Annotated in this window: 27 protein-coding genes; 19 read left to right on the top strand and 8 right to left on the bottom strand. The window is 65.2% G+C overall.

The features are described from left to right. Window positions 1–20: 20 nt before the first annotated feature. Together MKD50_RS20315 and MKD50_RS20310 are read left to right on the top strand one after the other, a co-directional pair. Complete coding sequence (locus tag MKD50_RS20315) at window positions 21–755, top strand: class I SAM-dependent methyltransferase (RefSeq protein ID WP_115706240.1); 735 nt, start codon at window positions 21–23, stop codon at window positions 753–755. Then, window positions 752–1,141 (top strand): GtrA family protein, encoded by a 390-nt coding sequence (locus tag MKD50_RS20310; protein ID WP_252668445.1) that lies wholly within the window; start codon window positions 752–754, stop codon window positions 1,139–1,141. Before MKD50_RS20315 ends, MKD50_RS20310 begins: the two co-directional genes overlap by 4 nt. A 28-nt stretch (window positions 1,142–1,169) precedes the next feature. Here the strand turns inward: MKD50_RS20310 and MKD50_RS20305 are convergent, their stop codons facing one another. Both MKD50_RS20305 and MKD50_RS20300 read right to left on the bottom strand, forming a co-directional pair. After that, the gene (locus tag MKD50_RS20305; RefSeq protein ID WP_252668444.1) at window positions 1,170–2,189 is read right to left on the bottom strand and encodes a glycosyltransferase family 2 protein; all 1,020 of its coding nucleotides are present in this window, start codon (window positions 2,187–2,189) and stop codon (window positions 1,170–1,172) included. Window positions 2,190–2,230: 41 nt separating this feature from the next. After that, a complete protein-coding gene (locus MKD50_RS20300; protein ID WP_252668443.1) occupies window positions 2,231–3,457 on the bottom strand; it encodes a glycosyltransferase family 87 protein in 1,227 nt (408 codons plus the stop codon). A gap of 1,090 nt (window positions 3,458–4,547) precedes the next feature. On the opposite strand from MKD50_RS20300, the gene MKD50_RS20295 reads away from it, so the two are divergent. The 15 genes from MKD50_RS20295 to MKD50_RS20225 all read left to right on the top strand — a co-directional run bounded on the left by MKD50_RS20295 (window position 4,548) and on the right by MKD50_RS20225 (window position 18,293). Then, on the top strand, window positions 4,548–4,736 hold the full coding sequence (locus tag MKD50_RS20295; protein WP_252668442.1) for a Flp family type IVb pilin: 189 nt from the start codon (window positions 4,548–4,550) through the stop codon (window positions 4,734–4,736). An 83-nt stretch (window positions 4,737–4,819) separates the two neighbouring features. Next, window positions 4,820–5,002, top strand: a complete 183-nt coding sequence (locus MKD50_RS20290) for a Flp family type IVb pilin (protein ID WP_252668441.1) — start codon at window positions 4,820–4,822, stop codon at window positions 5,000–5,002. Window positions 5,003–5,017: 15 nt separating this feature from the next. Next, entirely contained in the window at window positions 5,018–5,512 is a 495-nt protein-coding gene (locus MKD50_RS20285) for an A24 family peptidase (protein WP_252668440.1), read from the top strand. 70 nt (window positions 5,513–5,582) lie between these two features. Continuing rightward, window positions 5,583–6,998: a DUF8689 domain-containing protein gene (locus MKD50_RS20280; protein WP_252668438.1), complete on the top strand. Its 1,416-nt coding sequence runs from the start codon at window positions 5,583–5,585 to the stop codon at window positions 6,996–6,998. Between the two features lie 42 nt (window positions 6,999–7,040). Further along, the gene (gene cpaB, locus MKD50_RS20275) at window positions 7,041–7,886 is read left to right on the top strand and encodes a Flp pilus assembly protein CpaB (protein WP_252668436.1); all 846 of its coding nucleotides are present in this window, start codon (window positions 7,041–7,043) and stop codon (window positions 7,884–7,886) included. 70 nt (window positions 7,887–7,956) lie between these two features. Continuing rightward, a complete protein-coding gene (locus tag MKD50_RS20270) occupies window positions 7,957–9,843 on the top strand; it encodes a type II and III secretion system protein family protein (protein ID WP_252668434.1) in 1,887 nt (628 codons plus the stop codon). Window positions 9,844–9,866: 23 nt separating this feature from the next. Beyond that, window positions 9,867–10,202: a hypothetical protein gene (locus MKD50_RS20265; protein WP_371925382.1), complete on the top strand. Its 336-nt coding sequence runs from the start codon at window positions 9,867–9,869 to the stop codon at window positions 10,200–10,202. A gap of 25 nt (window positions 10,203–10,227) precedes the next feature. Beyond that, window positions 10,228–11,529, top strand: coding sequence for a TadE/TadG family type IV pilus assembly protein (locus tag MKD50_RS20260; RefSeq protein WP_252668432.1), 1,302 nt, complete (start codon window positions 10,228–10,230; stop codon window positions 11,527–11,529). A gap of 9 nt (window positions 11,530–11,538) precedes the next feature. Continuing rightward, a complete protein-coding gene (locus MKD50_RS20255) occupies window positions 11,539–12,072 on the top strand; it encodes a TadE/TadG family type IV pilus assembly protein (protein ID WP_252668431.1) in 534 nt (177 codons plus the stop codon). Next, window positions 12,069–12,539, top strand: coding sequence for a TadE/TadG family type IV pilus assembly protein (locus MKD50_RS20250; protein WP_252668430.1), 471 nt, complete (start codon window positions 12,069–12,071; stop codon window positions 12,537–12,539). The genes MKD50_RS20255 and MKD50_RS20250 overlap by 4 nt, the downstream gene beginning before the upstream one ends. Before the next feature lie 71 nt (window positions 12,540–12,610). Next, window positions 12,611–13,804, top strand: coding sequence for a CpaE/TadZ family protein (locus MKD50_RS20245; protein ID WP_018007134.1), 1,194 nt, complete (start codon window positions 12,611–12,613; stop codon window positions 13,802–13,804). A 65-nt stretch (window positions 13,805–13,869) separates the two neighbouring features. Beyond that, complete coding sequence (locus MKD50_RS20240; RefSeq protein WP_252668429.1) at window positions 13,870–15,243, top strand: TadA family conjugal transfer-associated ATPase; 1,374 nt, start codon at window positions 13,870–13,872, stop codon at window positions 15,241–15,243. 45 nt (window positions 15,244–15,288) lie between these two features. After that, window positions 15,289–16,266, top strand: a complete 978-nt coding sequence (locus MKD50_RS20235) for a type II secretion system F family protein (RefSeq protein ID WP_252668428.1) — start codon at window positions 15,289–15,291, stop codon at window positions 16,264–16,266. Between the two features lie 71 nt (window positions 16,267–16,337). Continuing rightward, window positions 16,338–17,309 carry a type II secretion system F family protein gene (locus MKD50_RS20230; protein ID WP_252668427.1) on the top strand — a complete coding sequence of 324 codons (972 nt, stop codon included), beginning with the start codon at window positions 16,338–16,340 and terminating at the stop codon, window positions 17,307–17,309. A 210-nt stretch (window positions 17,310–17,519) separates the two neighbouring features. Then, window positions 17,520–18,293 (top strand): metallophosphoesterase, encoded by a 774-nt coding sequence (locus MKD50_RS20225; protein WP_252668425.1) that lies wholly within the window; start codon window positions 17,520–17,522, stop codon window positions 18,291–18,293. A gap of 22 nt (window positions 18,294–18,315) precedes the next feature. Here MKD50_RS20225 and MKD50_RS20220 read toward each other — a convergent pair whose 3' ends face one another. Then, window positions 18,316–18,534 (bottom strand): hypothetical protein, encoded by a 219-nt coding sequence (locus MKD50_RS20220; protein ID WP_252668423.1) that lies wholly within the window; start codon window positions 18,532–18,534, stop codon window positions 18,316–18,318. A 344-nt stretch (window positions 18,535–18,878) separates the two neighbouring features. On the opposite strand from MKD50_RS20220, the gene MKD50_RS20215 reads away from it, so the two are divergent. Together MKD50_RS20215 and MKD50_RS20210 are read left to right on the top strand one after the other, a co-directional pair. Continuing rightward, complete coding sequence (locus tag MKD50_RS20215) at window positions 18,879–21,017, top strand: TonB-dependent receptor (protein WP_252668421.1); 2,139 nt, start codon at window positions 18,879–18,881, stop codon at window positions 21,015–21,017. A gap of 26 nt (window positions 21,018–21,043) precedes the next feature. Beyond that, window positions 21,044–21,253 carry a hypothetical protein gene (locus MKD50_RS20210; RefSeq protein WP_252668420.1) on the top strand — a complete coding sequence of 70 codons (210 nt, stop codon included), beginning with the start codon at window positions 21,044–21,046 and terminating at the stop codon, window positions 21,251–21,253. 86 nt (window positions 21,254–21,339) lie between these two features. On the opposite strand, the gene groL is transcribed toward MKD50_RS20210, so the two are convergent. The 5 genes from groL to leuD form a co-directional block, all read right to left on the bottom strand. Continuing rightward, window positions 21,340–22,983 (bottom strand): chaperonin GroEL, encoded by a 1,644-nt coding sequence (groL, locus tag MKD50_RS20205; protein ID WP_115706220.1) that lies wholly within the window; start codon window positions 22,981–22,983, stop codon window positions 21,340–21,342. 47 nt (window positions 22,984–23,030) lie between these two features. Next, window positions 23,031–23,321 (bottom strand): co-chaperone GroES, encoded by a 291-nt coding sequence (gene groES / locus MKD50_RS20200; RefSeq protein WP_008644494.1) that lies wholly within the window; start codon window positions 23,319–23,321, stop codon window positions 23,031–23,033. 411 nt (window positions 23,322–23,732) lie between these two features. Continuing rightward, entirely contained in the window at window positions 23,733–24,359 is a 627-nt protein-coding gene (gene ycaC / locus MKD50_RS20195) for an isochorismate family cysteine hydrolase YcaC (protein WP_115706148.1), read from the bottom strand. Window positions 24,360–24,521: 162 nt separating this feature from the next. Continuing rightward, window positions 24,522–25,514, bottom strand: a complete 993-nt coding sequence (locus MKD50_RS20190; protein ID WP_252668418.1) for a Bug family tripartite tricarboxylate transporter substrate binding protein — start codon at window positions 25,512–25,514, stop codon at window positions 24,522–24,524. Window positions 25,515–25,569: 55 nt separating this feature from the next. After that, on the bottom strand, window positions 25,570–26,208 hold the full coding sequence (leuD, locus tag MKD50_RS20185; RefSeq protein WP_252668416.1) for a 3-isopropylmalate dehydratase small subunit: 639 nt from the start codon (window positions 26,206–26,208) through the stop codon (window positions 25,570–25,572). Window positions 26,209–26,213: the final 5 nt, after the last annotated feature.

Genomic DNA, 26,213 nt, shown 5'->3' with positions numbered 1-26,213 from the left:
CCCATTGAAGGATCGGATCCATGTCCCCTGACGCGTACCTTGAAATGGCCGACACCGAGGCCAGCCACTGGTGGTTCCGTGGCCGGCGCGAGATCGTCGCCACCATCCTCTCCGGCCTGGCCTTGCCGCGCCGGGCGTCGATCCTTGAGATCGGCGCGGGCACCGGCGGCAACCTGGCGATGCTGTCGCAGTTCGGCCACGTCAGCGCGGTGGAAATGGACGGCACCGCGCTGCGCCTTGCGCGCGAGAAAGCTGGCGACGGCTGTGACCTGCGCCATGGCAAGTGCCCCGACCAGATGCCGTTCGCCGAGAGCAGCTTCGACCTGGTTTGCCTGCTCGACTGCCTCGAGCACATCGCCGACGATGCCGGCTCGCTCGACTGCGCGGCCAGGCTGCTGAAGGCGGGCGGCGCGGTCTTCATTACCGTGCCCGCCTACCAGTGGCTATGGAGCGCGCACGACGTCTTCCTGCATCACCAGCGCCGCTACAGCAAGCGTTCGCTGCACAAGCTGGCCAGCCGCTGTGGCCTGCACGTGGAGAGGATGTCGTACTTCAACACGATGCTGTTTCCGCTGGCCGTCGCCGCGCGCATGGGCGACCGCCTGCGTGGCAGCCGCCACGCGACCGGCGCCAGCCTGCCGGCCGCGCCGGTCAACCACGTGCTGCACCGCGTGTTCCGCGCGGAGCGCCACTGGCTTGCGCGCGGCTCGCTGCCGTTCGGCATTTCGCTGATGGCCGTGCTGCGCGCATCGTGAACCCCAGCGGCACCGCGCCCGGGCTGCGCCAATTCACGCGTTTTCTATTGTCCGGCGCCACCTCGACCGGCGTGCATGTCGCCATCACGGCCACGCTGATCAACGCGCTCGAGGCCTCGCCCGTGGCGGCCAACTGCGTCGCCTTCGTATGCGCGACGGCGTGCTCGTACCTGCTCAATACCCTGTGGAGCTTTTCTTCGCGCTTGCGCCACCGCACCCTGCGACGCTTTGCCGGCGTCTCGCTGCTGGGCCTGGCGCTGACCGTGGGGATCTCGTGGACCGCGCAACGGCTCGGCGCCAGCTATTGGACCGGGCTGGCAGGTGTGGTGCTGACCGTGCCGGTGTTCACCTACCTGCTGCACCGGGCCTGGACTTACCGCGACTGATTCGCGCCAGGGCCGGTGGCATTGAGCTTCAGCGGCCGTTGCTGACTTGCCCGCGATCGAGGCGGATCACGCGCCGTCCCGACGCCATGTTCCGGCTTTGCCCCGTCTCCTGGTAGCGGCGCCGCACCAGATAGATCGGCCGGCCCTTGGCCTCGTCGTAGATACGGCCGACATACTCGCCCACCACGCCGAGGCCGATCAGCTGGATGCCCCCGAGAAACAGCAGCACCGACAGCAGCGACGCATAGCCCGGCACATCGATGCCCAGCACCAGCGTGCGCGCCACGATAAAGGCGCCGTAGCCGAACGCCCCCAGCGCGATCGCCACGCCGATGTAGGTCCAGCTGCGCAGCGGCATGGTGCTGAAGCTGGTGATGCCCTCGAGCGCGAAGTTCCACAGGCGCCAGCCGGAGAACTTCGAATGCCCGGCGCTGCGGGGCTCGCGCTCGTACGGCACGATCACGGTGCGGTAGCCTACCCAGGCGAACAGGCCTTTCATGAAGCGGCGGCGCTCCGGCAATTGCTTGAGGGCATTGACCACGGTCCGGTCCATCAGGCGAAAGTCGCCGACGTTCTCGGGAATCTTCAGGTCCGACAGGCAATTGTGCACGCGGTAGTAGGCCGCCGCCGTGATGCGCTTCAGCAATGAATCGGTGGCCCGGCTGACGCGCTGCGCCAGCACCACCTCGGCGCCCTGCCGCCAGCACTGGACCAGCGTGGGGATAAGCTCGGGCGGATCCTGCAGATCGGCGTCGATCGGAATCACTGCATCCCCCGACGCTTCATCGATGCCCGCGGTCAGCGCCGCTTCCTTGCCGAAGTTGCGGGTGAGATCAATCACGCGCATGCGTGCGTCGCCCTGCGCGTGCACCAACAGCATGGCGAGCGTATCGTCGGTGCTGCCGTCATTGACGCAGACGATCTCGAATTGCGTCGCTGGAATCGATTCGAGGATCGGCAGCACGCGTGCAAAGAAGGCGGACAGCCCGGCTTCCTCATTATGGAACGGCACCACCAACGATAGCAGCCGGGATTCAAAGTTGGCCATGATCCATTCCTCCATGGCACGCAATGGAGCGCGCCTCGCCCTTAGGCATCTCGCGCCGCGTTGCCGCTCCGCTCCTGGCGGATTCGCAAGACACCAAGGCCAAGCGCCAGCACCAAGCCCAGCGCCATCGGCTGGAAGCCGAGCCGCTCGCCCATTGTCATGCCGCATAGCGGCAACAGCCACAGCGCCACCAACAACTCGCGCTCCCCACGCAGCCAGCCGTTCAGGTGGCCATGCATGCCCAGCCAGGCAATGGCCAGGCCGAGAAGCGCCAGGTCGTAGTCCCACAGATAAGCTGGCACCAGCAGCACGGCGCAGCACAACACCGCCGCGCGCAGCGCGAAACTGCATGGCCGTGCCCAGGCATAGATCACCGAAGCCAGCGCCGCCGTGGCAACCGTGCCGTGCAGCGCATAGGCCAACATCCCGCCGCCATGCAGCATTTGCACCGCCGCAAACACAGTCGGCATGCGTGCGATCAACGCCGCACCACTCTGCACCTGAACGGCGGCGCGGCTGGCATTGCCGATGAACGCGATAAAGGGCTCGGTGCCAAACGCCAGCAGCGCAAGCAAGGCGAGTCCAAGCGCGGTGGCTGTCATTGCCCCCAGCGCACGCCAGTTGCGCGCGCACAGCAGCGCCACCGGAAACATCAGCGCGAGATGCGGCTTGACCGTGAGCAGGCCAAGAAGGAAGCCGGCTAGCAGCGGGCGCGAGCGCAGGCAGGCCAAACCCAGCGCCGCGCAACCGGCCAGCCAAAGCGCATTCTGGCCGGCGGCCAGCACTACGGCGATTCCCGGGAACGCCAGCCCGGCAAGCCAGGCCTCGCGCGGCAGCATGCGGCACAGCGTCCATCCGTACCAAGCCGCGCCCCCCGCGAGAAACAGGAACGTGGACAATCCGTATGGCAGCAGCCCGAAAGGCATCACGAAGATCAGGAAGGTCGGCGGATACAGCCACGGTAGTGGCTCATACCCCAGCGCCATCTCGGGCACAGCGGCAAACTCGACCCTGCCCAGCAGGGCGCTGTCATAGGGAGCAGCCGCGCCACTGACGAGCGCGAGCTTGGCCGCACTCCAGAACACCACGAAGTCGCCGCCAGGGTCGAACACCCCCGGCACATCGAGCACCGTGGCGCGGAACGTCCAGATGCCGAAAAACAGCACATAGCAAACCAGCGCCACATACGAGTACAGGCGCAGGCGGACGTACCCGAGCCAATGTGTGCCGCTTGCGCGGGCTATGCGCCCGCGCGTGGCCGGCGGCATGGATATCGGCGTCATGGCCCCCCCGTTATTGTGTGTGCGGGCGTCCGTGCATGCATTGCGATCGGTGCCTGCGGCAAATGGAGATTCCCGTCCTTGCGTAGTCTTGTAGAGCCCCGCCTTTAACGCAAGGCACGGCAAGGGGCCACCGGTGTCGCGAGGTGCGCGCGAATCGCGCACGGCCCGCCGACGTTTCGTTTTTGCATCACGCGTAAGCCACCGGGTCCAAGTGACGGTACACAAGGGCTTGCGGGCAGGATATCGGCCCGTCCGGCAGCATCACGGCACCGTATGCGCAAAGTGCATGTTTCTCCGCGGAAACGCCGTGCCGGCAAGCGCGCGCCTCGTCCATCTGTCGGTCGTCGGGTCTGGCTACGCCTTCGCGCAGGCCGCAAGCTCAGCCAGGCGCAGTAGTCACCGCACCGGCACTCATGCTTATGGCTGAGCCGCGCATCCGGTCCATGAAGACGTCCACCGTCGCCCTATCGCGCGACCCTCATCCAAAAGTCGCGTCATCCGAAATCGCTTGCCCCGCCACCGTTTCCGGGTGGCAACGAGGACGCCCCGAAACCCTGCCATTTGCCGTCACGCCCGGGTCAGTCCGATCGTGCCATGACCCGCAAAGCCTTGTGCTGCAACGGCCTGAGTGAGGCTGGCCCACGCCTTGCCTTATGGCTGGCATGCGGAGCACCGCCAAGCGTTCCGCAACTGCCAGCACAGCGATTGCCGGTGGACCAGTACATAAGGGGAGCTTTGCCATGCCAGTTGACCGCCAGCCCGCCATACCGCGCCGCCACGCACACGAGCCGCTCTGTGCGCGCCGCGGCAGCAGCGTGCCGCTGCGCAGCCTAGCACGCGCCGGTCACACCCATCACGCGACACGTTGCATGCACGCCTCGGCCGAACGGCGGTTGCTGGCGCGCAGCCCGCGCGGCGCACGGGCAGGCGCCGGGCGCTGGCCGTTCCACGCCTGCGCAACGTGTGCCCCGCCGGGCGTCCGCCCGAGCAGCCGATTCATTCGACGCTGAACCGTAGTTGTGTTGCAGAGAAGTCCTGAAGCCCGCGAGGGCACCTTTCCATCAAGGAGATTGTCATGCATTTCATCACGCAAGCCCTGAAGCAGTTCGTCCGCGACGAAGACGGCGTTACCGCCATCGAGTACGGACTGATCGCCGCGCTGATCGCCGTCGTGATCATTGCTTCGGTCACGCTCGTTGGCACGCAGCTGAGCACCATCTTTAACTATATCCAAGGAAAGCTCGTAGTACCGGCAGCGCCCTAAGCAGCGACATCAGGCAACGGCGTGGACTGCATGGCGGTCCACGCTACTAGCGGAATGGGATAGTTCAAATTGCGGAGGCGACCGTGCCACGATCCGATGCGCTTCACAAGGTGTTTCAACACGACGAGCGCGGCGTGACTTCGCTCGAGTACGCGCTGTTAGGCACCCTGATCGCCATGGTGATCTTGAGCGCAGTAACGATGTTGGGCACCCAGGTACGCACGCTTTATGAACTAGTGGTGTCGGTCCTGCCCTTGATGCCATGAGTAACGGAACTTGCCATGTCGACGATCTCTCCCTACATCGGCCCGCTCACCATCGTAATCGTGCTGACGGCTGCGGCCATCGACTTGCAGCGCCGTCGGATCCCGAACTGGTTGACCTTCGGCGCATGGGCGCTGGCAATACCTGCGCAAATTGCGATGCACGGATTCGGGCATGGCTTCCTGACCTGGTCGCTCGGCTGGCTGACTGGGCTCGCAGTGCTCCTGCCGCTGTATTTGCTGCGCGGCATGGCGGCAGGCGATGTGAAGCTCATGGCTGCCGTGGGCGCGTGGCTCGGCGCGGCCATGGCGTTCGAGATAGCGCTGGTGGCCTTCCTCGTAGGTGGCCTCTGGGCACTGGCACTGGTGTTCTGGTTCCGCAGCGGCGGACTCGTCTTGCGCAACGTCTGGGGCATCGTGCGCGCGAGGCCGAATGGACAATCGGTTGGATCGCTGCCCTACGGTGTGGCGATTGCAGCAGGCACGCTAGTCGTGCTGTTTGCCAGCAAATGACACATGCAGCAAAACCGCGCGCATCAACGACACACCTATTGACGAGCGCACATATAAACGGGGAACGGCGATGATCGAGCATCACGAAACAAGCCATGCAGTGCGGCATCTCGAACCGTTGCCGCCCGCCCGCAACGGGCACGCCGACCACCGTTCGGCGCCAGTGCCGCCCTGGCATGTGCTGCCCCGGAGCATCGCCGAAACCGGCCTGGATATCTCGTTGCTGCTCAGCCTGCTCCTCAAAGCCGCCTACCTGCATCGCACCGTCACGCTGGCGGTGTTGACCGACACGCTGAAGCTGCCAGCTACCGCAGTCAACGAAGTGGCCGCCGTGGCGGTGCGCGAGCGGCTGCTCGAGATCGCGCATCGCGGCAGCAGCGACCTCGACGTACGCTTCCGCCTCACCGACGCGGGTTATACCCGCGCGGCCGAAGCCACGGCGCGCTGCAGCTACACCGGAGCGGCGCCAGTCACGCTGGCCGCCTACCTGGATGCCGTGCAGCGGCATTCAGTGACCCAGGCATCGGTGACCAAAGCTGATGTCACGGCGGCGTTCCATGACCTGGTCGTCCCGCTGCAACTGCTCGACGCGATCGGCATGGCCCTCAATACCTGCCGCGCGCTGATGATCTACGGCCCGCCAGGCAGCGGCAAGACCTTTCTGGCGCAGCGCCTGGGCGTGCTGCTCCCCGGCGCGGTACCCGTGCCGCATGCGATCACGGTGGCCGGCGAAATCATCCAGGTCTTCGATCCGCTGGTGCACAAGCCGTTCGACGACAACGAGGCATCGCCGGCGCACCGGTCACTGGACCGCCGCTGGGTCCTGTGCCATCGCCCGGTGGTGCTGTCCGGCGGCGAACTGACGCTGTCGATGCTCGACCTGCGCTACGACAGCACCTCCGGCTTCTACCAGGCCCCGCCGCACATGAAGGCCAACAACGGCATCTATATCGTCGACGACCTGGGCCGCCAGCTGGTAGGCGTGGCCGAACTGCTCAACCGCTGGATCGTGCCGTTGGACCGCAATGTCGACATGTTCACCCTGCGCACGGGCGTGCGTTTCTCGGTGCCGTTCGACGTCTGGCCGGTGTTCTCGACCAACCTGGAACCGTCCGAGCTGGCCGACGACGCGTTCCTGCGCCGGCTCGGCAGCAAGCTCTACGTGGGTCCGCTGTCCCAGGATGACTATCGCGAGGTGTACCAGCGCACCGCCACCGATTTCGGCCTGACCAGCAGCGATGCCGTCCTCGATTTCCTGGTACAGGTGCTGCACTTCTCCGCGGACACGCCGCTGCTCGCGTGCATCCCGCGGGACCTGCTTCGGCTGGTGGCATCGGACGTGCGCTACCACGGCGCCGCTCCGCACATCACTGAAGAAGCGTTGCTCAACGCCTGGCAGAGCTATTACGGACTGCGACCGGCACTCGAGAACCCGCCGCCCGGCCTGGCCCATCGCTGGCCGGACGGGAACCGCGCCGCCGGCTGATACGGCAACCACCCGAAACGGACCATTGCAGGGAGAGTCATCATGAAGAACACACGTGCAATCCTGATGCTGCTGATCGCGCTGGTCGCCGGCGTAGCGGCAGTGGTATCGGCGTCGCGCTGGCTGGTGCAGCAGTCTTCGAGCGCGGTGAAGCAGGTGGTCGTCGCCACCGTCGACCTGAACCTGGGCCAGCCGCTCAACGGCAGTCAGTTGCGGCTGGTCAGCTGGCCATCGGGCAGCGTGCCGCCCGGCGCATTCGAAGACGTCAAAGCGCTGGAAGGCCGCGTGGTACGCACCAGCCTGCAGCGCGGCGAGCCCGTCCTCGACGCCAAGCTCGCGCCGGTCGGCACCAAGGGCGGCCTGTCCGCCGTGATCAACGACGGCAAGCGTGCCATCACGGTGCGCGTGAACGATGTTGTCGGCGTGGCAGGCTTCGCATTGCCTGGCAACTACGTCGACGTGATCGTCAACACCAATGAAGAAGCCAAGACCGCGCAGGCCGGCAGCATCTCCAAGATCGTGCTGGAGAAGATCCTGGTGCTGGCGGTGGCGCAGCAGGTAAGCCGCGATGACACCCAGCCCAAGGTGGTCAACGCCGTAACGCTGGAAGTCACGCCGGAGCAGGCAGAGAAGCTGGATGTGGCGCGCAGCGTGGGCACGCTGTCGCTGGTGCTGCGTAACCAGATGGACGTCGCCGACATCAACACCGGCGGTGCCACCAAGGGCACGTTGCTGGGCAAGGCCCCAGAACCGGCACCCGTCAAGGTGGTGACTCAGACCGCTACCCGCACCGTGGTCAAGACCCGCACGGTGGCGGCACAGCCCGCGCGGTCCGGCAACTGCATCGGCGTGCTGGCAGGCATGCAGGGCGGCATCGAATGCTTCTGAGCGTTCGTGCCACGAACCGGCCAATTTTCGTCAAACCAGCCAAGCAACACGCTCCGGGGGGAGATCCAAAATGAACCGCAACCGAACCAACACCGCCGGCGGCACCCGCATGCTGGTGCTGACCGCCATTCTCTGCACACCGCTCGCGGCGGCCGCGCAGGCTGCCATGGAGGCGGGCAACCTGGCCAAGACGACCGCGCCGGCGGCCGCCAAGGCGCCTGCAGGTCCCATGCAGATGACGATCAGCATGACTCCTGGAGGCCCTGCGGCGGTCGCGCAAAACAACGCGCCGGCTCCAGTGCCGGCTGCGGAGGCGCGGGGGCCGAACTGCACGGGAGCGATTCGCAATGAATCCAGCGTGGTAGTGCCGGTCGGCAAGTCCCAACTGATCCCGCTACCCGAAGCCGTGCGCAATCGCACACTTGGCAACCCGAACGTGGTACAGGCCACCATGGTGTCCCCGCAGACACTATATGTGCTGGGCCGTAGCGTCGGCACTACCAACATGATCGTGCAGGGCCGCAGCGGCTCGTGCAGCATCATCAATGTGGTGGTGAACGCCGATGCCGGCGGCCTGCAGACCTCGCTCGGACACTTGCTGCCGGGCGAACCGGGCATCCGCGTCACCACGGCCGCCGATAACCTGGTGCTGACGGGCAGCGTCACCAATGCGCAGGCCGCACAGCAAGCGATGGAAATCGCCCAGGCCTACGCCAACGCGGCGCACAGCGCCGACGGCAACGGCAACAGGAAGGGCAATGTGCTGAACATGCTGTCGGTCGACACACCGCAGCAGGTGATGCTTGAAGTCAAGGTGGCGGAGGTATCCAAGACACTGCTGAACCAGCTTGGTTCGACGGTCAACCTGCAGGGCGGCTTCGGTTCCTGGAGCGGCGGACTGGTGACGTCCTTGCTGACCGGCGCGTCGACCGCGATCTTCGCCAGCAAGGCCAACAACCGACCGTTCGACATCGCACTGGATGCGCAGAAGAACGACAGCTTGGTCAAGATACTGGCAGAACCGAACCTGGTCACGATCAGCGGCCAGGAGGCGAGCTTCCTGGCGGGCGGCAAAATCTATATTCCCGTGGCGCAGTCCAACGTGTTGAACGGAGCCGGCACCGTCACGCTGCAGGAAGAAGAGTTCGGTGTAGGTCTGAAGTTCACGCCCACCGTGCTGGCCAACGGCCGCATCCATCTGAAGGTCGCGCCTGAAGTGTCCGAACTGTCGCCCACAGGCGCCACCATACGGGGTGGCACCCTCGCAGGCCAGACCATCCTGCCAGTTATCACCACCCGCCGCGCCTCCACGACCGTACAAATGCGAGACGGCGAGAGCTTTGCCATCGGCGGTCTGCTGACCGACAGCGCGCGCGGCTCGCTCAAGGCGCTGCCAGGTGCCGGCGAAGTACCCGTGCTAGGGACGCTGTTCCGCAGCACGCAGTACCAGCAAGACTTGACCGAGTTGGTGTTCATCATCACACCGCGCCTGGTCAAGCCCATGCAAACGAACAATTACCCGCTGCCGACCGACAGCTTCTCGACGCCCAATCCGCTGTCCCTGTATTTCATGGGCAATATGGAAGGCAGCGGCAAGCAGATGCCGGCGCCAGCGCCTGCACCGTCGCAGCCGGCGGTACCTGCTGGAGCACCTGCCACCGCGCCATCGGCACCGCGCAGCGAAGCCGCCCCGACGTCCGTATCGATGGGCCCCGTGCCCACCGGCCGTCCGCTTAATGAGCCGGTCGTCCCAGCGGCAATGCCATTGGCCGTCGCTGAGGCACCCAGGCCGGGCAAGACGGCGCCGGCGCCAGTAGCGCGCATTGCGGCCGCCCCGCCGGCCGAGGACACCGCCGCGCGCATCGCCCGCATCGAAGCCACCGCAGCACGTCTTGCGCTCACCCGGGCGGCCGCTACCGACAGCACCGCAGGGCGCAACGGCCCGGGCGGCAACTGACTTGCCGCGCCCATAGGAGAACGATCATGAAGAACCTCAAGCTTTCGCGCGCCCCCACCACCCTGGCGCTCGGCACCCTCGCCAGCCTGACGCTGTCCGCGTGCATGACATCCACGCCGGTGTGGGACCACCAGCGCGGCGTGGCGCTGGCTACCGTCACGCAGATGCAGATCATCAATCCAGACGCGCCAGCGGGACTCCCCACTGTCACGGGTACCGATGGCAAGACCGCTGTGGCGGCGATGCGCAATTTCGACCGCTCGCTGTCGAAGCCACAGCAAGGCGGCTCGCAATCCATGACCATCGACTTCGGCGCCGGTGGCTACGGCGGCATCGGCATGGGCGGCAGCGCACGTTGATCACCACGATACCGGGAGCACCATCATGACCAGACCCACGTTTCACGGCACCACGTTGGCGACTCGCCGCGCACGCGAGCGCGGCGCTGTGGCCATCATCATGGGCATCGTGATCGTGGTGCTGGTCGGCATGGTTGGCCTGGCGCTCGATCTGGGCAAGCTGTACGTGGCCAAGAGCGAACTGCAGAACAGTGCCGACGCATGCGCCTTGGCCGCGGCCCGGGATCTCACCGGCGCCACGCCGCTGATCGTGTCGGAGGCGGCCGGCATCACCGCCGGCTCGCGCAACCAAGCCCTGTTCCAGCAGGAACAGGTGCAACTGGTCGCCAGTAGCAGCGTGACCTATACCGATTCCCTCGACAATCCCTTCCTCGACAAGGACTCGGTCAGCTACCCACTCGATACCATCAAGTACGTCCGCTGCGATGTTTCCCGTGTGGGCATCGCGCACTGGTTCGCGCACGTACTCAATGCCATGCCAGGCATCGATATCGGGCCTAGCACGGTGGCTGCGTTCGCTGTGGCGACCACCACCTCTGCGCAGACTGCTTGCGCGATTCCAGTGTTCGTTTGCCGGGCGGATACGGCCAATCCGCCCGTGCCGGGCGGCTACACCATCGGCCAGTGGCTGACCACTAAGTCCGGCACCGCGGACAAGGACAGCGTGGCCTACGGTGGCGGCAATTTCGGCTGGGCCGACCTGACGGGCGGCAGCAGTGCCAAGGATCTGGCCAATCAGCTCAAGGGCGCGGGCCAGTGCAACCTCCCTTCCACCGGCACCGAGATCGGCACCACCGGTGACAAGGCGTCGCTGGCCGACGAATGGAACAGCCGCTTCGGCATCGTCAAAGCCGGCAAGACCGTGGGCGTGACGGACTTCACCGGCTTTGCCTATACGGATGCCACGTGGACGGCCAAGTTCAACGCGTACAACGGCAGTTCCAGCGACAGCCTCGGCAACGCCCAGCCGAACTTCCTCGCCGCTCGCGGTGCTTACCGCGCCTACCAGGGCGATGGCACCACAGGCCTCGACACGCAGGGCAATGCGTCGGCCAAGGCCACGCATGAGGCGGGTGCCGACCGCAGGCTGGTACTTGCGCCGATCGTCGATTGCTCCACCTTCGGCACCGGCGGCGTGCACAAGGTACCGGTCACCGGCTGGGCTTGCCTGCTCATGGTGGAACCCATGCAGAAGGGCGGCCGCAATGACACCGTGCGGCTGGAATACCGCGGCACCTCGACCATGCCCGGCAGCCCTTGCGCCACGCAAGGCATGCCGGGGGCTGGTGGCGGCGTGGGCCCGCTGGTGCCGGTGCTCGTGCAATAGGAGATGGTCATGAAACGGCTTTTCATGTCGCGCAAACAACAGCACCAGCCAGCATCGAAGCGCCAGCGGGGTGTAGCCGCCGTCGAGTTCGGCATCCTGCTGGCTCCGATGTTGCTGATGGCGTGCGGCGTGGCTGAATTCGGGCGCGCGATCTACCAGTACGACACGTTGACCAAGGCGACCCGCACCGCGGCACGCTACCTCTCGCAGTTCTCGCCGGACGACGTCAGCTATCCGGCCGCCGCTGCCAAATGCCTGGCGGTGTACGGCAACAGCGCCTGCAGCGGCGCGACGCTCGCTCCGGGCCTAACCACTTCCATGGTGGTGATCTGCGACCGCGTGGATGCTAGCGGATGTCCCGGCCAGTCGTTCAATAACGTCAACACCTACGACAACCCTGGCGGCGCCGGCACGCCGGCCGGCACCGTGAACCTGGTGGCGGTCCGTGTTACCGGTTTCGGCTACACCCCGCTGCAGTCCTTTATCGATGTGGCCGGGATGACCTTCGGCGACATCACCACCGTCATGAGGCAAGTGCTATGAAACCGTTCGCCCCGTCCTGCCTTGCGGCGCGCACGCCGTCACACCAGCGAGGCGCCACCATGGTTGAGTTCGGCTTGATCGCAGGGGTTTTCTTCACGCTGCTGATTGGCATCGCCGAGTTCTCGCGCGTGCTGTTTTATTGGAACACGGCGGCCGAGGCGACAAGGCTGGGCGCACGCATGGCGGTGGTATGCGACGCCGGCGACGCCGTCATCAAGACGCGCATGCGACAGATGCTGCCGCTTCTGCAGAACTCGAACATCAGCCTGGCCTATGAACCCGTGGGCTGCGATTCGGATGCGGCAACCGCGCGTGCAAGCTGCCAGAGCGTGAGTGTCAACGTGACCGGCGTCACGGTGAACACGGTGATACCGCTGGTCCCGCTTAGCCTGGGCATGCCGCCGTTCACCACCACCATGACGCGCGAGAGCCTGCGCACAGCCACCGGCGGCACGGTTTGCAGCTGACGCCCTGCTCACCCATCCCGATCCGAACCCAGACCTCCTACCCGTACCGACCAGCGCACCGCGAGGACATCATGCTGAAGATCCTGATCGCATCCGAAGACGCCGAACGGCTGGCCGAAATCAACCGGCTCAGCACCATGGTCGGCAACTTCCAGGCCATATTGCTGCACGAAAGCCTGGCCCGCTTTCCGTTCCATGCCAGCCGCCTGCGCATGGCTGACCTGCTGATCCTGGAAGTGTCAGCCGTCGGCCCCGGACAGATGCTGGCAATCGAGACACTGCGCCAGCAGCACCCCGACCTGCCGTGCATCCTCGTCACGCATGCGCCGGACTCCGAGGTGCTGATCAAGGCCATGCGTGCAGGCATCCGCGACGTGCTCTCCTGGCCGCTGGACAAGGCCCAGTTCGCCGAGGCACTCAAGCGCGTCGAAGCCACGCACGTGCCGCGCGAGCAAGACTCGGCGCAGGTCATCTCGGTGATCTCCTGCAAGGGCGGCGCCGGCACCAGCTTCGTCTGCGCCAACCTGGGCGACGCGCTGGCTCGCCATCTGGGCAAGCGCGTGCTGGTGGTGGACCTGAACCGGCACTTCGGCGACCTGACTCACCTGGTCAGCGACAAGACGCCCCCTTCCACCCTTCCCGACATCTGCGACCAGATTGAGCGCGCCGATGCCGCCTTCCTGGAAGCCTGCCTGGTGCATGTAGAGAACGGCTTTGACGTGCTCGCCGGTGCCCGCGATCCGGTCAAGGCGAGCCAGCTGCAGAAGGACAAGCTCGAGTGGATCCTGTCGGTGCTCCAACCGAAGTACGACTTCGTCATCTTCGATATCGGCCAGAGCATCGATCCGGTGTCTCTCAGCATGCTCGACCACAGCGACCGCATCTGCGTCGTCGCCGAACCCGCCATCGCCTACGGTCCGCCGGGACGCCGTCTGATCGAGATCCTGCGCGCTTTGCGCTATCCCGCCGACAAGATCCGCCTGGTGCTGAACCGGACCGGGCGCAAGAACGAAGTGCCGCGCGCGTCGATCGAAGACATCTTCGGGATGAAGGTCGCGTTCGCACTGCCCGACGATCCGTCGGTGGTCGAGGAATCCGTCAGCCATGGCGAGCCCGTGGCCAAGCTAAGCCGGCGCAGCGGCGTTGCACGGGCACTGCAGGCGATGGCCACGCAGCTTGCCGCCAGCCCCGAGGCTGAACGGCGCGTGCGGTCCGAGGCGGTATCGCCCTTGCGTCGGCTGATGCTGCGCGCCAAGAGCACGTGAGCGCCGGGCTGCGATTCCACAGCACGCACGGCAACGCGCAAGAACACAATACAAGGGGAACCATCATGTCAATTCGCGAACAGCTGGCCACCGCCGCACCCGCCTTCCACGCCAATGGCAGCGCATCGATTCAATTCGGCGGGCAGTCCAGGACGTCGACCTCGCCCGGTTATCACGCACTCAAGCGCGATGTGCACGAAACCGTGCTCGACAGGGTCGAGCTGGAGCGCCTCGCGCGCTTTCCGCAGGAGCAGGTGCGGCAGGAAATTGCTGCGTTGGTCAATCTGATTATCGACGAGCAGAAGGTGCTGCTCAACGACAACGAGCGCCGCCAGCTTACCGTTGAAATCTATGACGAGATGTTTGGCTTTGGCCCGCTCGAGCCGCTGCTCAAGGATCCCACCGTCTCCGACATCCTGGTCAACACGTCGCGCCAGACCTACGTCGAGCGGCGCGGCAAGCTCGAGCTTACCGACGTGGTGTTCTACGACGACGCTCATCTGATGAAGGTGATCGAGAAGATCGTCTCGCGCATGGGCCGCCGCATCGACGAAACCAGCCCGATGGTGGATGCGCGCATGCCCGACGGCTCGCGCGTCAATGCAATAATTCCGCCCTCTGCGATCGATGGCCCATTGCTGTCGATCCGCCGCTTTGCCGTCAATCCGCTGCAGGTCACCGACCTGGTCGACCTGCGTAGCCTGACGCCGCCGATGGCGCAACTGTTGCAAGCGCTGTCGACCGCCAAGGTCAACGTGCTGGTCTCGGGCGGCACCGGCAGCGGCAAAACCACGCTGCTCAATATCCTGTCGGGCTTCATCCCTGAAGACGAGCGCGTCATCACCATCGAGGATGCGGCTGAATTGCAGATGCGCCAACCCCACGTGCTGCGGCTGGAAACGCGCCCGCCCAATATCGAAGGCAAGGGTGAGATCAACCAGCGCGCACTGGTGCGCAACGCGCTGCGGATGCGTCCTGACCGCATCATCCTGGGCGAAGTGCGCGGCGGCGAAGCGCTTGACATGCTCAATGCGATGAACACGGGCCACGAAGGCTCGCTCACCACGATCCACGCCAACACGCCGCGCGACGCACTGACGCGCCTGGAGAACATGGTCAGCATGGCCGGCTTGACCATGCCCGCCAAGGCCATGCGCCAGCAGATCGCCTCGGCCATCACCGTGATCGTGCAGGCGGCGCGCCTGACCGACGGGCGCCGCAAGATCATCAGCATCTCGGAAATCACCGGCATGGAGGGCGACATCATCAACATGCAGGAGATCTTCACCTTCCAGCGCACCGGGGTGGACAAGGATGGCACGGTGCGCGGGCATTTCCGTGCCACCGGCGTCTATCCCAAGTTTGCCGAGCGGCTGCGCGTATTCGGCGTCGGCCTGCCAGATGAGACCTATGACCCAGCCAAGCGATACGACGTCTGACCCGCATGGCTCGAAACCAAGTCAAGCATTCCGGGGGAGATACACATGAGTACGATCTTCTATGCCTTCGGCATCCTGCTGTTCGTTGCCGTAGTGCTGTGCGTCGAAGGCATCTATCTGTGGTGGAACAACGTACACGGCCCCGCTGCCAGGCGCATCGAGGCGCGGCTGCGAGCGCTGTCCGCGGGCGGGCAGATCAGTGCCGAGCGCCTGTCGATACTGAAAAAGCGCATGCTCAGCGAATCGCCACGTATGGAGAAGCTGCTGATGAGCGTGCCCCGCATCGGCACGCTAGACCGCTGGCTGGAGCAGTCCGGCAGCACGTGGTCCGTGGCCCAGTTGCTGGGCTACTGCGGGCTGGTGGTGCTGTGCACGGTGGCACTGGTGCCGCTGTTGCCGGTACCGTTGCCGCTGATGCTTGCCGGCGCCGCGCTGGCCGGGATACTGCCCGTGCTGCACGTGATCCGCTTGCGCCAGAAGCGGTTGAAGAAACTGGAAGCGCAGCTGCCGGACGCGGTCGACATGATCAGCCGCGCGCTGCGCGCTGGGCATGCCTTCAGCGGCGCGCTCGGCATGGTCGGGGAAGAGATGAAGGCCCCGATCGGGCCGGAGTTCCGCACCACCTTCGAAGAGATCAACTACGGCGTGGCCTTGGACGAAGCCATGACCAATCTAGCCATGCGTGTGCCGGTCAATGACCTGCGCTACTTCGTCATCGCGGTGCTGATCCAGCGCGAGAGCGGCGGCAACCTGGCCGAAATCCTCGACACCATCGGCAACCTGGTGCGAGAACGCCTCAAGCTGTTCGACAAGATCCGCGTGCTGTCCGCAGAAGGCCGGCTGTCCGCGTGGATCCTCGGCTTGCTGCCCTTCTGTACCGCCGGAATGGTCCTGGTGGTCAACCCCGGATTCATGCGGGTACTGTGGGAAGACCCGATCGGCCTGCAGATGGTGGGCGGCGCGCTGTTCTCGATGTCCATGGGCGTGCTGTGGATGCGGAAGATCATCCGCATCCGCGTATGACGTGCGAACCAGCGAGCAACGGCGACACAGAACTATACAAGGCAAGGACAGCCACCTGACGGGAGTCCATCATGCAAGGCATTATCCAGGGGTTGCAGGCCGACCAGCTCCTCATACTGGGCCTGATCTTTGTTGCCGCGTTCGGCACGGTGTTCGGCGTGCTGTACGTGCTCTCGCCCAACCGCATGCGCGGCCGCATGGAACAGCTCGCCGGCCAGAACGGGCTGGTACCTGACGCAGGGAGGCAGCACGCATGGATCGACAAACTGGTTCAGTGGTCCAGGCCCGTGTCGCGCCTGTCGTTGCCAAAGGAAGGCTGGGAGAACTCACAGTTGCGCGTGCGCTTCATGAACGCCGGCTGGCGCGGCGCGCAAGCTGCACCGCTGTATTTTGGCGCAAAGACGGTGTTGGCGGTGGTGCTGCCATTTATCGGGCTCCTCGCGCTTAGCGGCCAGCCAGCGCTCCAGGAGCGCAACCTGATGTTCGCGCTGCTGGCTCTGCTCGGCGCCATAGGCTACTACCTCCCCAACATAGTCCTCGCCCGCAAGGTCTCCCAACGCCAACGCACCGTCTTCGAAGAATTCCCCGACGTAATCGACCTGCTGACCGTCTGCGTCGAAGCCGGTCTCGGCCTGGATGCGGCGCTGATGCGCGTGGCCGACGAGCTGGCGCTGCGCTGCCCGGTGCTGGCCGATGAACTGCAGCTGATGCTGCTGGAACTGCGCTCGGGCTTCTCCAAGGAAAAGGCCCTCACCAACCTGTCGCTGCGCACCGGCGTCGAAGACGTGGACAAGTTTGCGTCGATGCTGGTCCAGGCCGACCGCTTCGGCACCAGCCTGGGCGAGTCGCTGCGCGTGCTGTCCGACATGCTGCGCACCAAGCGCCGCATGCGCGCCGAGGAGCAGGCCGCCAAGATTGCGCTCAAGCTGCTGTTCCCGCTGATCTTCACAATCTTCCCGTCATTGCTGCTGGTGCTGCTGGGGCCGGCCTTCATCCAGATCTATCGCGTGCTGCTGCCAACCATGGCAGGACAAGGAGGATAAATCCCCCGGGAAACCGCGACAGTTTCCCCCGGCTGTCTCCCGGTGCAATGCCGGCAAGACAGTCACTTGCCCGGAACCCAGGTTCCGGGCTTTTTTGCTTTGCCGGGCGAGTTGCGGGGCTTGACCGGACGGTCTTGCTTCTGAAGAATGCAGGCAATCCCCCTGCCGGCGCCGCGTCCTTGCAGTGCGCCCTACCCGCCTGGAGTCCCGATGAAGCTACGCATCCTGAGCGACCTCCACATCGAACACAACCTGCCGCAGTCCGTACCCGCGTGCGACGCCGACCTGGTGATACTGGCCGGCGATATCGCCAACGGCCGCGACGGCATCGACTGGGCCATCGGTACGTTCAGCCAGCCGGTGGTCTATGTGCCGGGCAACCACGAGTATTACGAGAGCAATTTCGACACCGTCGACCAGCAGATGACCGAGGCCGCGGCAGAACATCCCCGTGTACGCCTGCTCAATGGCGAGGTGGCCGAATTCGACGGCGTGCGCGTCATCGGCACGACCTGGTGGACCGACTACACGCTGTTCGGCACCGACCGGCGCGACGAGGCGATGCAGGCGTGCGCGAAAGCGATGTACGACCACCGGCTGATCGAAATCCGCGGCGACGATGGCCACATGCGCCAGTTCACGCCGCAGGACGCACTGGCACGCCACCTGGCCGCCTCCGACTGGCTGCAGGCGCAGCTGGCGCGGCCCTACGCCGGCAAGACGGTCGTGGTCACGCACCACGGCCCGGACCTCGGCAGCCTGGATCCGCGCTTCTCTCACGACCTGGTCTCCGGTGGCTTCCTGTCACGCCGGCCTGACCTGGTGGCGCAGGCAGATTTGTGGATCCACGGCCATACCCACACCAGCTTCGACTACTGCGTCGACAACTCGCGCGTGGTGTGCAACCCGCGCGGCTATGTCAGCCGCCGTACCGGCGAGGTGGAGAACAAAGCCTTCGACTGGTGCTGCGTGGTTGAAGTCTGACGCGGTCACGCGTTTGCGCTCGTCATGGGGACGCGCGGCTCACGCGGCGATCCCTTAGCCGCGCCAGCTGCACCGAAGTGTCCGGCAGCCGCGGCTCGAAGAAGTGCCGCGTGATCTTGTACGGGAACAGCGCGCCGGCGGCAATGGTGCGGAAGATGCGCGCGATCTCGAACGGCTCGCCGGTGTTCCAGTCGCGCACGCGCACGCGCGCGTTGTCGTAGCGCAGCTGGATGCACAGCACCGCGCGCAGCCCCGCGGGTCCATCTGCTGCTTCTGGACTGGCCCTGGGATTGCGGAAATTTCCGGTTTCGGAATGGCGACCTCGGCGTAGTGCTTTGACGGTTCCGGCAGATCGAGTCGAATTTCACTCAATTTAGTTGATAACGATTCGCATTTGCAATACCATTTTTTGCGGCGCACACAGAAGGCGCGGCCGTTGCCCCCCTACCTGACTTCCTTCCGTAGCAAAGAGGTTTTGTCATGTCAGTCACGAACCACCGGGGGCGCGTGCGCGCCAGCCTTGCTCGTCTTGCTGCGCCGCGCTGCCCACGCAGGTGCCCGCTGCTCGCGCCGTCGCATTTGCTGATGGGTGTGCTGGTCACGTTCCAGCTACAAGCGGTCAGCGCGCAGGAGGCTGGCACGTCCGGCGGTGTCACCGCACCCCGGCCGGCAGCGCCGACCCTGCCGCAGGTGACCGTCAGCGCCAGCGCCGAGCCAGACCAGGTCCCGCCGCAGTATGCCGGCGGCCAGGTCGCCCGCGGCGGCAGGCTCGGCATGCTGGGCGACACCACCATCATGAAGGCGCCCTTCAACCTGACCAGCTACACCGCCGAGCTGATCCAGAACCAGCAGTCCGCCACCGTGGCCGAGGCGCTCAGCAAGGACCCCTCGGTGCGCGCCACCGGACTGGCGGGGGCCAATATCGACACGTTCTACATCCGCGGCTTTCCGATCAATGAATCCAACTCGGGGGAAATCGCCTTCAACGGCCTGTATGGCATTGCACCCAGCTACCGCGTATTCACCGACTACGCCGAACGCGTCGAGGTGCTGAAGGGTCCCGCCGCGCTGCTGTACGGCATGTCGCCCAACAGCGGCGTGGGCGGCGTGATCAACATCGTGCCAAAGCGCGCCGGCGATGACCTGACCCGGTTCACCGCGACCTACGCGTCGGACACGCAATTCGGCGGTCACGTGGACGTGGCACGCCGCTTCGGCGAGGACCGCGAATGGGGCATCCGTGCCAACGGCAGCTACTACAACGGCGACACCACCGCCGACAACCAGTCGCGCAAGGCGCCGGTGGGGGCGCTCGCGCTGGACTATCGCGGCAAGCAGCTGCGCGCGTCGCTGGACGTGCTGGCGCAGGAGGAGCGCATCGATGCGCCGGGGCGGCCGCTGATGATTTCGCCCGGGCTGGCGGTTCCGGGAGCGCCTGACGGCCGGCGCAATATCACGCAGCCGTGGGAGTATTCCAAGGGCCGCGAGGAAGCGGTGCTGTTCCATGCTGAGTACGACGTCAACGATTCACTGACGGCGTTCGCCAGCGCCGGCGGCGGGTGGAGCCGTGTCGACCGGGTCTTCGGCACCACGCCGATCATCACCAATGCACAGGGCGATACCCTGAGCACCCCCACCTTCTACAAATTCAAGGTCGACCGCGGCACCTTCGACGGCGGCTTGCGCGCACGCTTTGCCACGGGTGCGGTCAAACATGCGCTCACGCTGCAGGCCAGCGCCTATACCGAGCGCTTCGACCGCGCGTTCACCTCGGGCACGCCGGTGGCCTCCAACATCTACGATCCGGTGATGCAGACCGCGCAGAACCTGCAGGCGCCGTCGACGGTGCCGCGCCTGACCGCCACCGACCTGAGCGGCGTGGCGTTGTCCGACACCATGTCCCTCCTTGACGAACGCGTGCTGCTGACGCTGGGCCTGCGCCAGCAACGCGTCAGGACACGCAACTACAACCAGGCTACCGGCGCGGTCTCGACCTACTACGACGAAAGCGCCACCACGCCGATGGTGGGCCTGGTGGTGCAGCCAACGCAGCACTGGTCGGTCTACGCCAACTACATTCAGGGCCTGAGCCGCGGCGACGTGGCGCCGCCCACGGCCAGCAACGCCGGCGAAGCCTTTGCGCCATACAAGGCGAACCAGTACGAGATCGGCACTAAGTTCGATTTCGGCCGCTTCACCACAACGCTGGCGGCCTTCCAGATCGCCAAGCCCACCGGGCAGCTCGATAACAACGTGTTCTCCGTCAATGGCGAGCAGCGCAACCGCGGGCTCGAGTTCAACGTGTTCGGTGAAGTGGTGCCGCGCGTGCGCCTGCTTGGAGGCGTCACGCTGATCGACAGCGAGATCACCAGATCCCCGACCGCCGCCAGTGTCGGCAAGACCGCGATCGGCGTGCCGGACCTGCAGGCCAACCTCGGTGCCGAGTGGGACCTGCCGTGGGTACCGGGCCTGACGCTGACCGGCGCCATGCTCTACACCGGCCGGCAGTACGTGAACCAGGCCAACACCGCCAGCCTGCCGGCCTGGACGCGCTTTGACGTCGGCGCGCGCTACACCACCAGGATCGGCGGCAAGGCCACCACGTTCCGCGCCAACGTGCTCAACGTGTTCGACCGCGACTACTGGGCAGGCGTGACCTCATGGGGTGGCTTTTCACTGGCGGCGCCGCGCACGGTGCTGCTGTCGGCCACGGTGGATTTCTGAACGGCGGCGACTGCGGGAGATACGGCATGCACGACCAGGACTCTCGGATCCGCGTCATCCAGCTGTCGCATGTGGCTGGTATCGCGCTTGGGGGCTGGGGTACGCAGGCGCTCGGCCTGCAATCCACCTACTTCCTCGTTGCCGCGGCCTACGCCGTGGCGGTGGTACCGATGCTGGCCGCGCGCGTGCATGTGCCGGCGCGGGTTGTGTCGGTACATCCGGCAGAGCGCGGCTAGACCCAAACAAAAACCCCCGCGGACTCGCGCCCGCGGGGGTTTTTTTCATCGCAGCCTGCCCACACGGGCAGTAGGCTGGGGATGGCTTACATCATGCCTTCCATGCCGCCCATGCCGCCCATGCCGCCCGGCATTGCCGGAGCCGACTCTTCCTTCGGCGTTTCGGCCACGGCGCAGTCGGTGGTCAGCATCAGCGAAGCCACCGAAGCGGCGTTCTGCAGTGCGGTGCGGGTAACCTTGGTCGGGTCCAGCACGCCCATTTCGACCAGGTCGCCGTACTCGCCCGAAGCGGCGTTGTAGCCGTAGTTGCCCTTGCCTTCGATGACCTTGGCAACGACGACCGAAGCTTCTTCACCAGCGTTCAGCACGATCTGGCGCAGCGGCTCTTCCATCGCGCGCAGCACGATCTTGATACCGGCGTTCTGGTCCGGGTTTTCACCGGTCAGGGCCGAGATCGCAGCGCGGGCGCGCAGGAGGGCCACACCACCGCCGGGGACGATGCCTTCTTCCACCGCAGCGCGGGTGGCGTGCAGGGCGTCTTCCACGCGGGCCTTCTTTTCCTTCATTTCGACTTCGGTGGCAGCGCCAACCTTGATCACGGCAACACCGCCGGCCAGCTTGGCCACGCGCTCTTGCAGCTTTTCACGGTCGTAGTCCGAAGTCGCTTCTTCGATCTGGGCGCGGATCTGCTTCACGCGGCCTTCGATCGCAGCGGCGTCGCCGGCGCCATCGATGATGATGGTGTTTTCCTTGCCGATCTCGATGCGCTTGGCCTGGCCCAGGTCGTTCAGGGTGGCCTTTTCCAGCGTCAGGCCGATTTCCTCGGCGATGACGGTGCCGCCGGTCAGGATGGCGATGTCTTCCAGCATGGCCTTGCGGCGGTCGCCGAAGCCCGGGGCCTTGACGGCGGCGGTCTTCAGGATGCCACGGATGTTGTTGACCACCAGGGTCGCCAGGGCTTCGCCCTCGACGTCTTCAGCGATGATCAGCAGCGGACGGCCGGCCTTGGCCACTTGCTCCAGCACCGGCAGCAGGTCGCGGATGTTGCTGATCTTCTTGTCGAACAGCAGCACGAACGGGCTGTCCAGCTGGACCACCTGCTTTTCCGGGTTGTTGATGAAGTACGGCGACAGGTAGCCGCGGTCGAACTGCATGCCTTCCACGACTTCCAGCTCGTCGGCCAGCGACTTGCCGTCTTCGACGGTGATCACGCCTTCCTTGCCGACCTTGTCCATGGCTTCGGCGATGCGCTCGCCGATCGAGGCGTCGCTATTGGCCGAGATCGCGCCAACCTGGGCGATTTCCTTGCTGGTGGTGGTGGGCTTGCTGATCTTCTTCAGCTCTTCGACGGCAGCGCCGACAGCCTTGTCGATGCCGCGCTTCAGGTCCATCGGGTTCATGCCGGCGGCGACGAACTTCATGCCTTCGCGCACGATCGACTGGGCCAGCACGGTTGCGGTGGTGGTACCGTCACCGGCGTTGTCGCTGGTCTTGGAAGCGACTTCCTTGACCATCTGGGCGCCCATGTTCTGCAGCTTGTCCTTCAGCTCGATTTCCTTGGCCACGGACACGCCGTCCTTGGTCACGGTCGGGCCGCCGAAGCTGCGCTCGAGCACCACGTTGCGGCCCTTCGGGCCCAGGGTCACCTTGACTGCGTTGGCGAGGATGTTCACGCCTTCGACCATCTTGGCACGGGCGGCGTCGCCGAACACTACGTCTTTTGCTGCCATGTTCTGAATCTCCTGAAATCTGTACGGGTGGGGCTACAAGTAACGGATTACTTGTTGACCACGGCCATGATGTCTTCTTCGCGCATGACCAGCAGTTCCTGGCCATCCACCTTCACGCCCTGGCCGGCATACTTGCCGAACAGCACGCGATCGCCGACCTTGACGTCCAGGGCGATGTTGTTGCCCTTGTCATCCTTCTTGCCGGGACCGATTGCCAGCACTTCGCCTTGATCGGGCTTCTCGGCAGCGTTGTCGGGAATCACGATACCGGACGCGGTCTTGGTTTCGTTGTCCAGACGCTTCACGATCACGCGGTCGTGCAGAGGACGCAGATTCATACGGACTCCTAGATACAAAGTGTGTTTTTGATCACAAATCGGCCGGCTACCGAGGCGACGGCCGTCAGAAATGTTCAGGTCTCGCAGAGGGCTGTTAGCACTCACCCCTGACGAGTGCTAATTATAGGGACGGGGTAGGGGCATTTCAAGACAGGGGCCGAATACGGGTTTTCCCGGGGGACGGGCGCAGCGCACGTGGAGATTCGGGGCGCAGGATGGCGCCCCAGGCGATGCTGTCGATCATCGCGATATGTCGACGCTGCGGCACGAATCGGACTCGCGCCGCATCGCCAGCAGAATAATGCCTTACTGCCTGGCCATCGGCCAGCGCGGCGCCGGGGCTTCGCGCGCCAGCTTGCTGGCCTGCCCGGCACCGCCTTTCGCGCTCTTTTACCGATGGCCGGCGTGATGTTATTTGCCGCCCTTCACGGTGGTGTACGCCGTAATCAGGTTCCGATAGTCGGGAATATGATTGGAGAACAAAGTCCCCAGTCCTTCGATGTCGTTGCGCCAGTCACGATGAAGCTCGCAGGCAACGCCGAACCACGTCATCAGTTGGGCGCCGGCCTCGGCCATGCGGTGCCACGCCGATTCGCGCGTCACCTCATTGAACGTCCCGGATGCATCGGTCACCACGAACACATCGTAGCCTTCTTCGATCGCGGACAATGCCGGAAATGCCACGCAGACTTCAGTCACCACCCCGGCGATCAGCAACTGCTTCTTGCCGGTCGCCTTCACCGCCTTGACGAAGTCTTCGTTGTCCCACGCGTTGATCTGCCCCGGGCGCGGAATAAACGGCGCATCGGGGAACATCGCCTTGAGCTCAGGTACCAGCGGCCCGTTGGGCCCGTCCTCGAAACTGGTGGTCAGGATCGTCGGCAGCTTGAAATATTTGGCCAGATCCGCCATGGCGAGAACGTTGTTCTTGAACTTGTCCGGCTCGATATCGCGCACCAGCGACAGCAGGCCGGCCTGATGATCCACCATCAGTACCGCTGCCTGGCTCTTGTCCAAACGCTTGTAGGTCTTGCTCATCTTCCGCTCCTATGAATGCGCGTCCGGTTCCGTTGGACACGCGTGGTGAAAATCTTGCGCAAGCGGCGTTGCCATCCATGCCGCCGTTGCCCCATCCTTCTCGCGCTAGCGGAAAAGAGCGAACCGGCATGGACTGTCGCGGGCCATGCGGCGCAGCCTCGCCTACTCGACCCTGATCCCCGACAACGCCACCACCTTGCGCGTCTGCTGCGTCTGCGTTTCGATATAGCGCGCAAACTGTTCCGGGGTCAGCTTCATCGGCACCATCCCCTGCGCCGCAAAGTGCTTCTCCACGAAATCCTGTTCGTCGAGGATCTCGCGGATGGCGGCATTGAGCTTGTCGACCACCGCGCGCGGCACCTTGGCCGGCGCCAGCACGCCGTAGACCGCGGAGATATTCATTTCCTTGTAGCCGGCCTCTTCGAAGGTGGGGACCTGCGGCAATGCGCGCGTGCGCTTGTCGCCGCTGACCGCCAGCACCTTGAGCTTCTTCGCCGCGACGAAGCTCTGGATCGTCGGCAGCGCCGGGAAGGTCATCAGGATCTGTCCACCGACGACATCGGCCACCGCGGGCGCCGAGCCCTTGTACGGCACGTGCACGAGGTCCGTGCCGGCCAGCTTGTTGAACAGCGCGCCCATCAGGTGCGGCTGGCTGCCGGCACCGAACGAGCCGTAGCTGAGCGCCTGCGGGCGGGCCTTGGCATAGGCCGCCAGCTCCTTCACGCTGTCCACCGGCAGGCTGCCCGATACCGCCATCACCAGCGGCACATAGCCGATCGCCGCCACCGGCGCGAAATCGCGCGCGACGTTGTAGGACACCGATGGCAGCACCACCGGATTGAGCACGAAGGTGGCGTCGTTGGTCAGCAGCAGCGTGTAGCCGTCGGGCTGCGCCTTGGCGACCGCGTCGGCGCCGATCACGGTGTTGGCACCGCTCTTGTTCTCTACCACCACCGGCTGGCGCAGCTTCTCGGACATGCGCTGGGCCAGTTGCCTGGCGATGATGTCGGTCGTACCGCCGGGTGCGTACGGTACGACCATGCGGATAGGCTGGGCGGGATAGGCCTGTGCCAAGGCGGTACCTGCGCCGGCGAAGCAGGCCAGGCCGAGCACGGTGGCGCACAGTGCGCGAAGGGTGTGAGTGTTCCAGTTCATCATGTCTCCATCTGTCGTTGTCGGGGTTTTCCGGCTCGTGCGGCCGGATGTCCGTTCAATTGAACAACCAGGGTTCGCGCTGCCGCCGCGCTTGCTCGTAGGCGTCTATCTGCGCGGCGTGGCGCAGCGCGAGGGCGATATCGTCCAGCCCGTTGAGCAGGCAATGCTGCTTGAACGGGTCGAGCGTGAAAGGGATCACCTCCCCGGCCGGCGTGATGACTTGCTGCGCGGCGAGGTCCACCTGCAGCCGGTAGCCCGGCGTGGCGGCCACCTCGGCAAACAGGCGGTCGACCACCTCCGGCGCCGCCACCATCGGCAGCAGGCCGTTCTTCAGGCAGTTGTTGTAGAAGATGTCGGCAAAGCTCGGCGCGATCAGCGCGCGCAGGCCGAAGTCTTCCAGCGCCCACGGCGCATGCTCGCGCGAGGAGCCGCAGCCGAAGTTCTCGCGCGCCAGCAGGATCGACGCGCCGCGGTAGCGCGGCTGGTTCAGAACGAAGTCCGGGTTCAGCGGCCGCGCGCTGCAGTCCTGCCCGGGCTCGCCGTGGTCGAGGTAGCGCCATTCGTCGAACAAGTAGGGGCCGAAGCCGCTGCGACGGATGGATTTCAGGAACTGCTTGGGCAGGATGGCATCGGTATCGACATTGGCGCGGTCCAGCGGCGCGACCAGGCCATCCAGAGTGGTAAAGGCTTTCATGGCTC

Origin of the sequence: Cupriavidus mimosae, assembly GCF_023952485.1 — a bacterium.
In the GTDB taxonomy this organism is placed as follows: Bacteria; Pseudomonadota; Gammaproteobacteria; order Burkholderiales; family Burkholderiaceae; genus Cupriavidus; species Cupriavidus taiwanensis_C.
The sequence above is the reverse complement of the archived record's forward strand: the minus strand, read 5'-3'. Positions and strand labels throughout refer to the sequence as shown.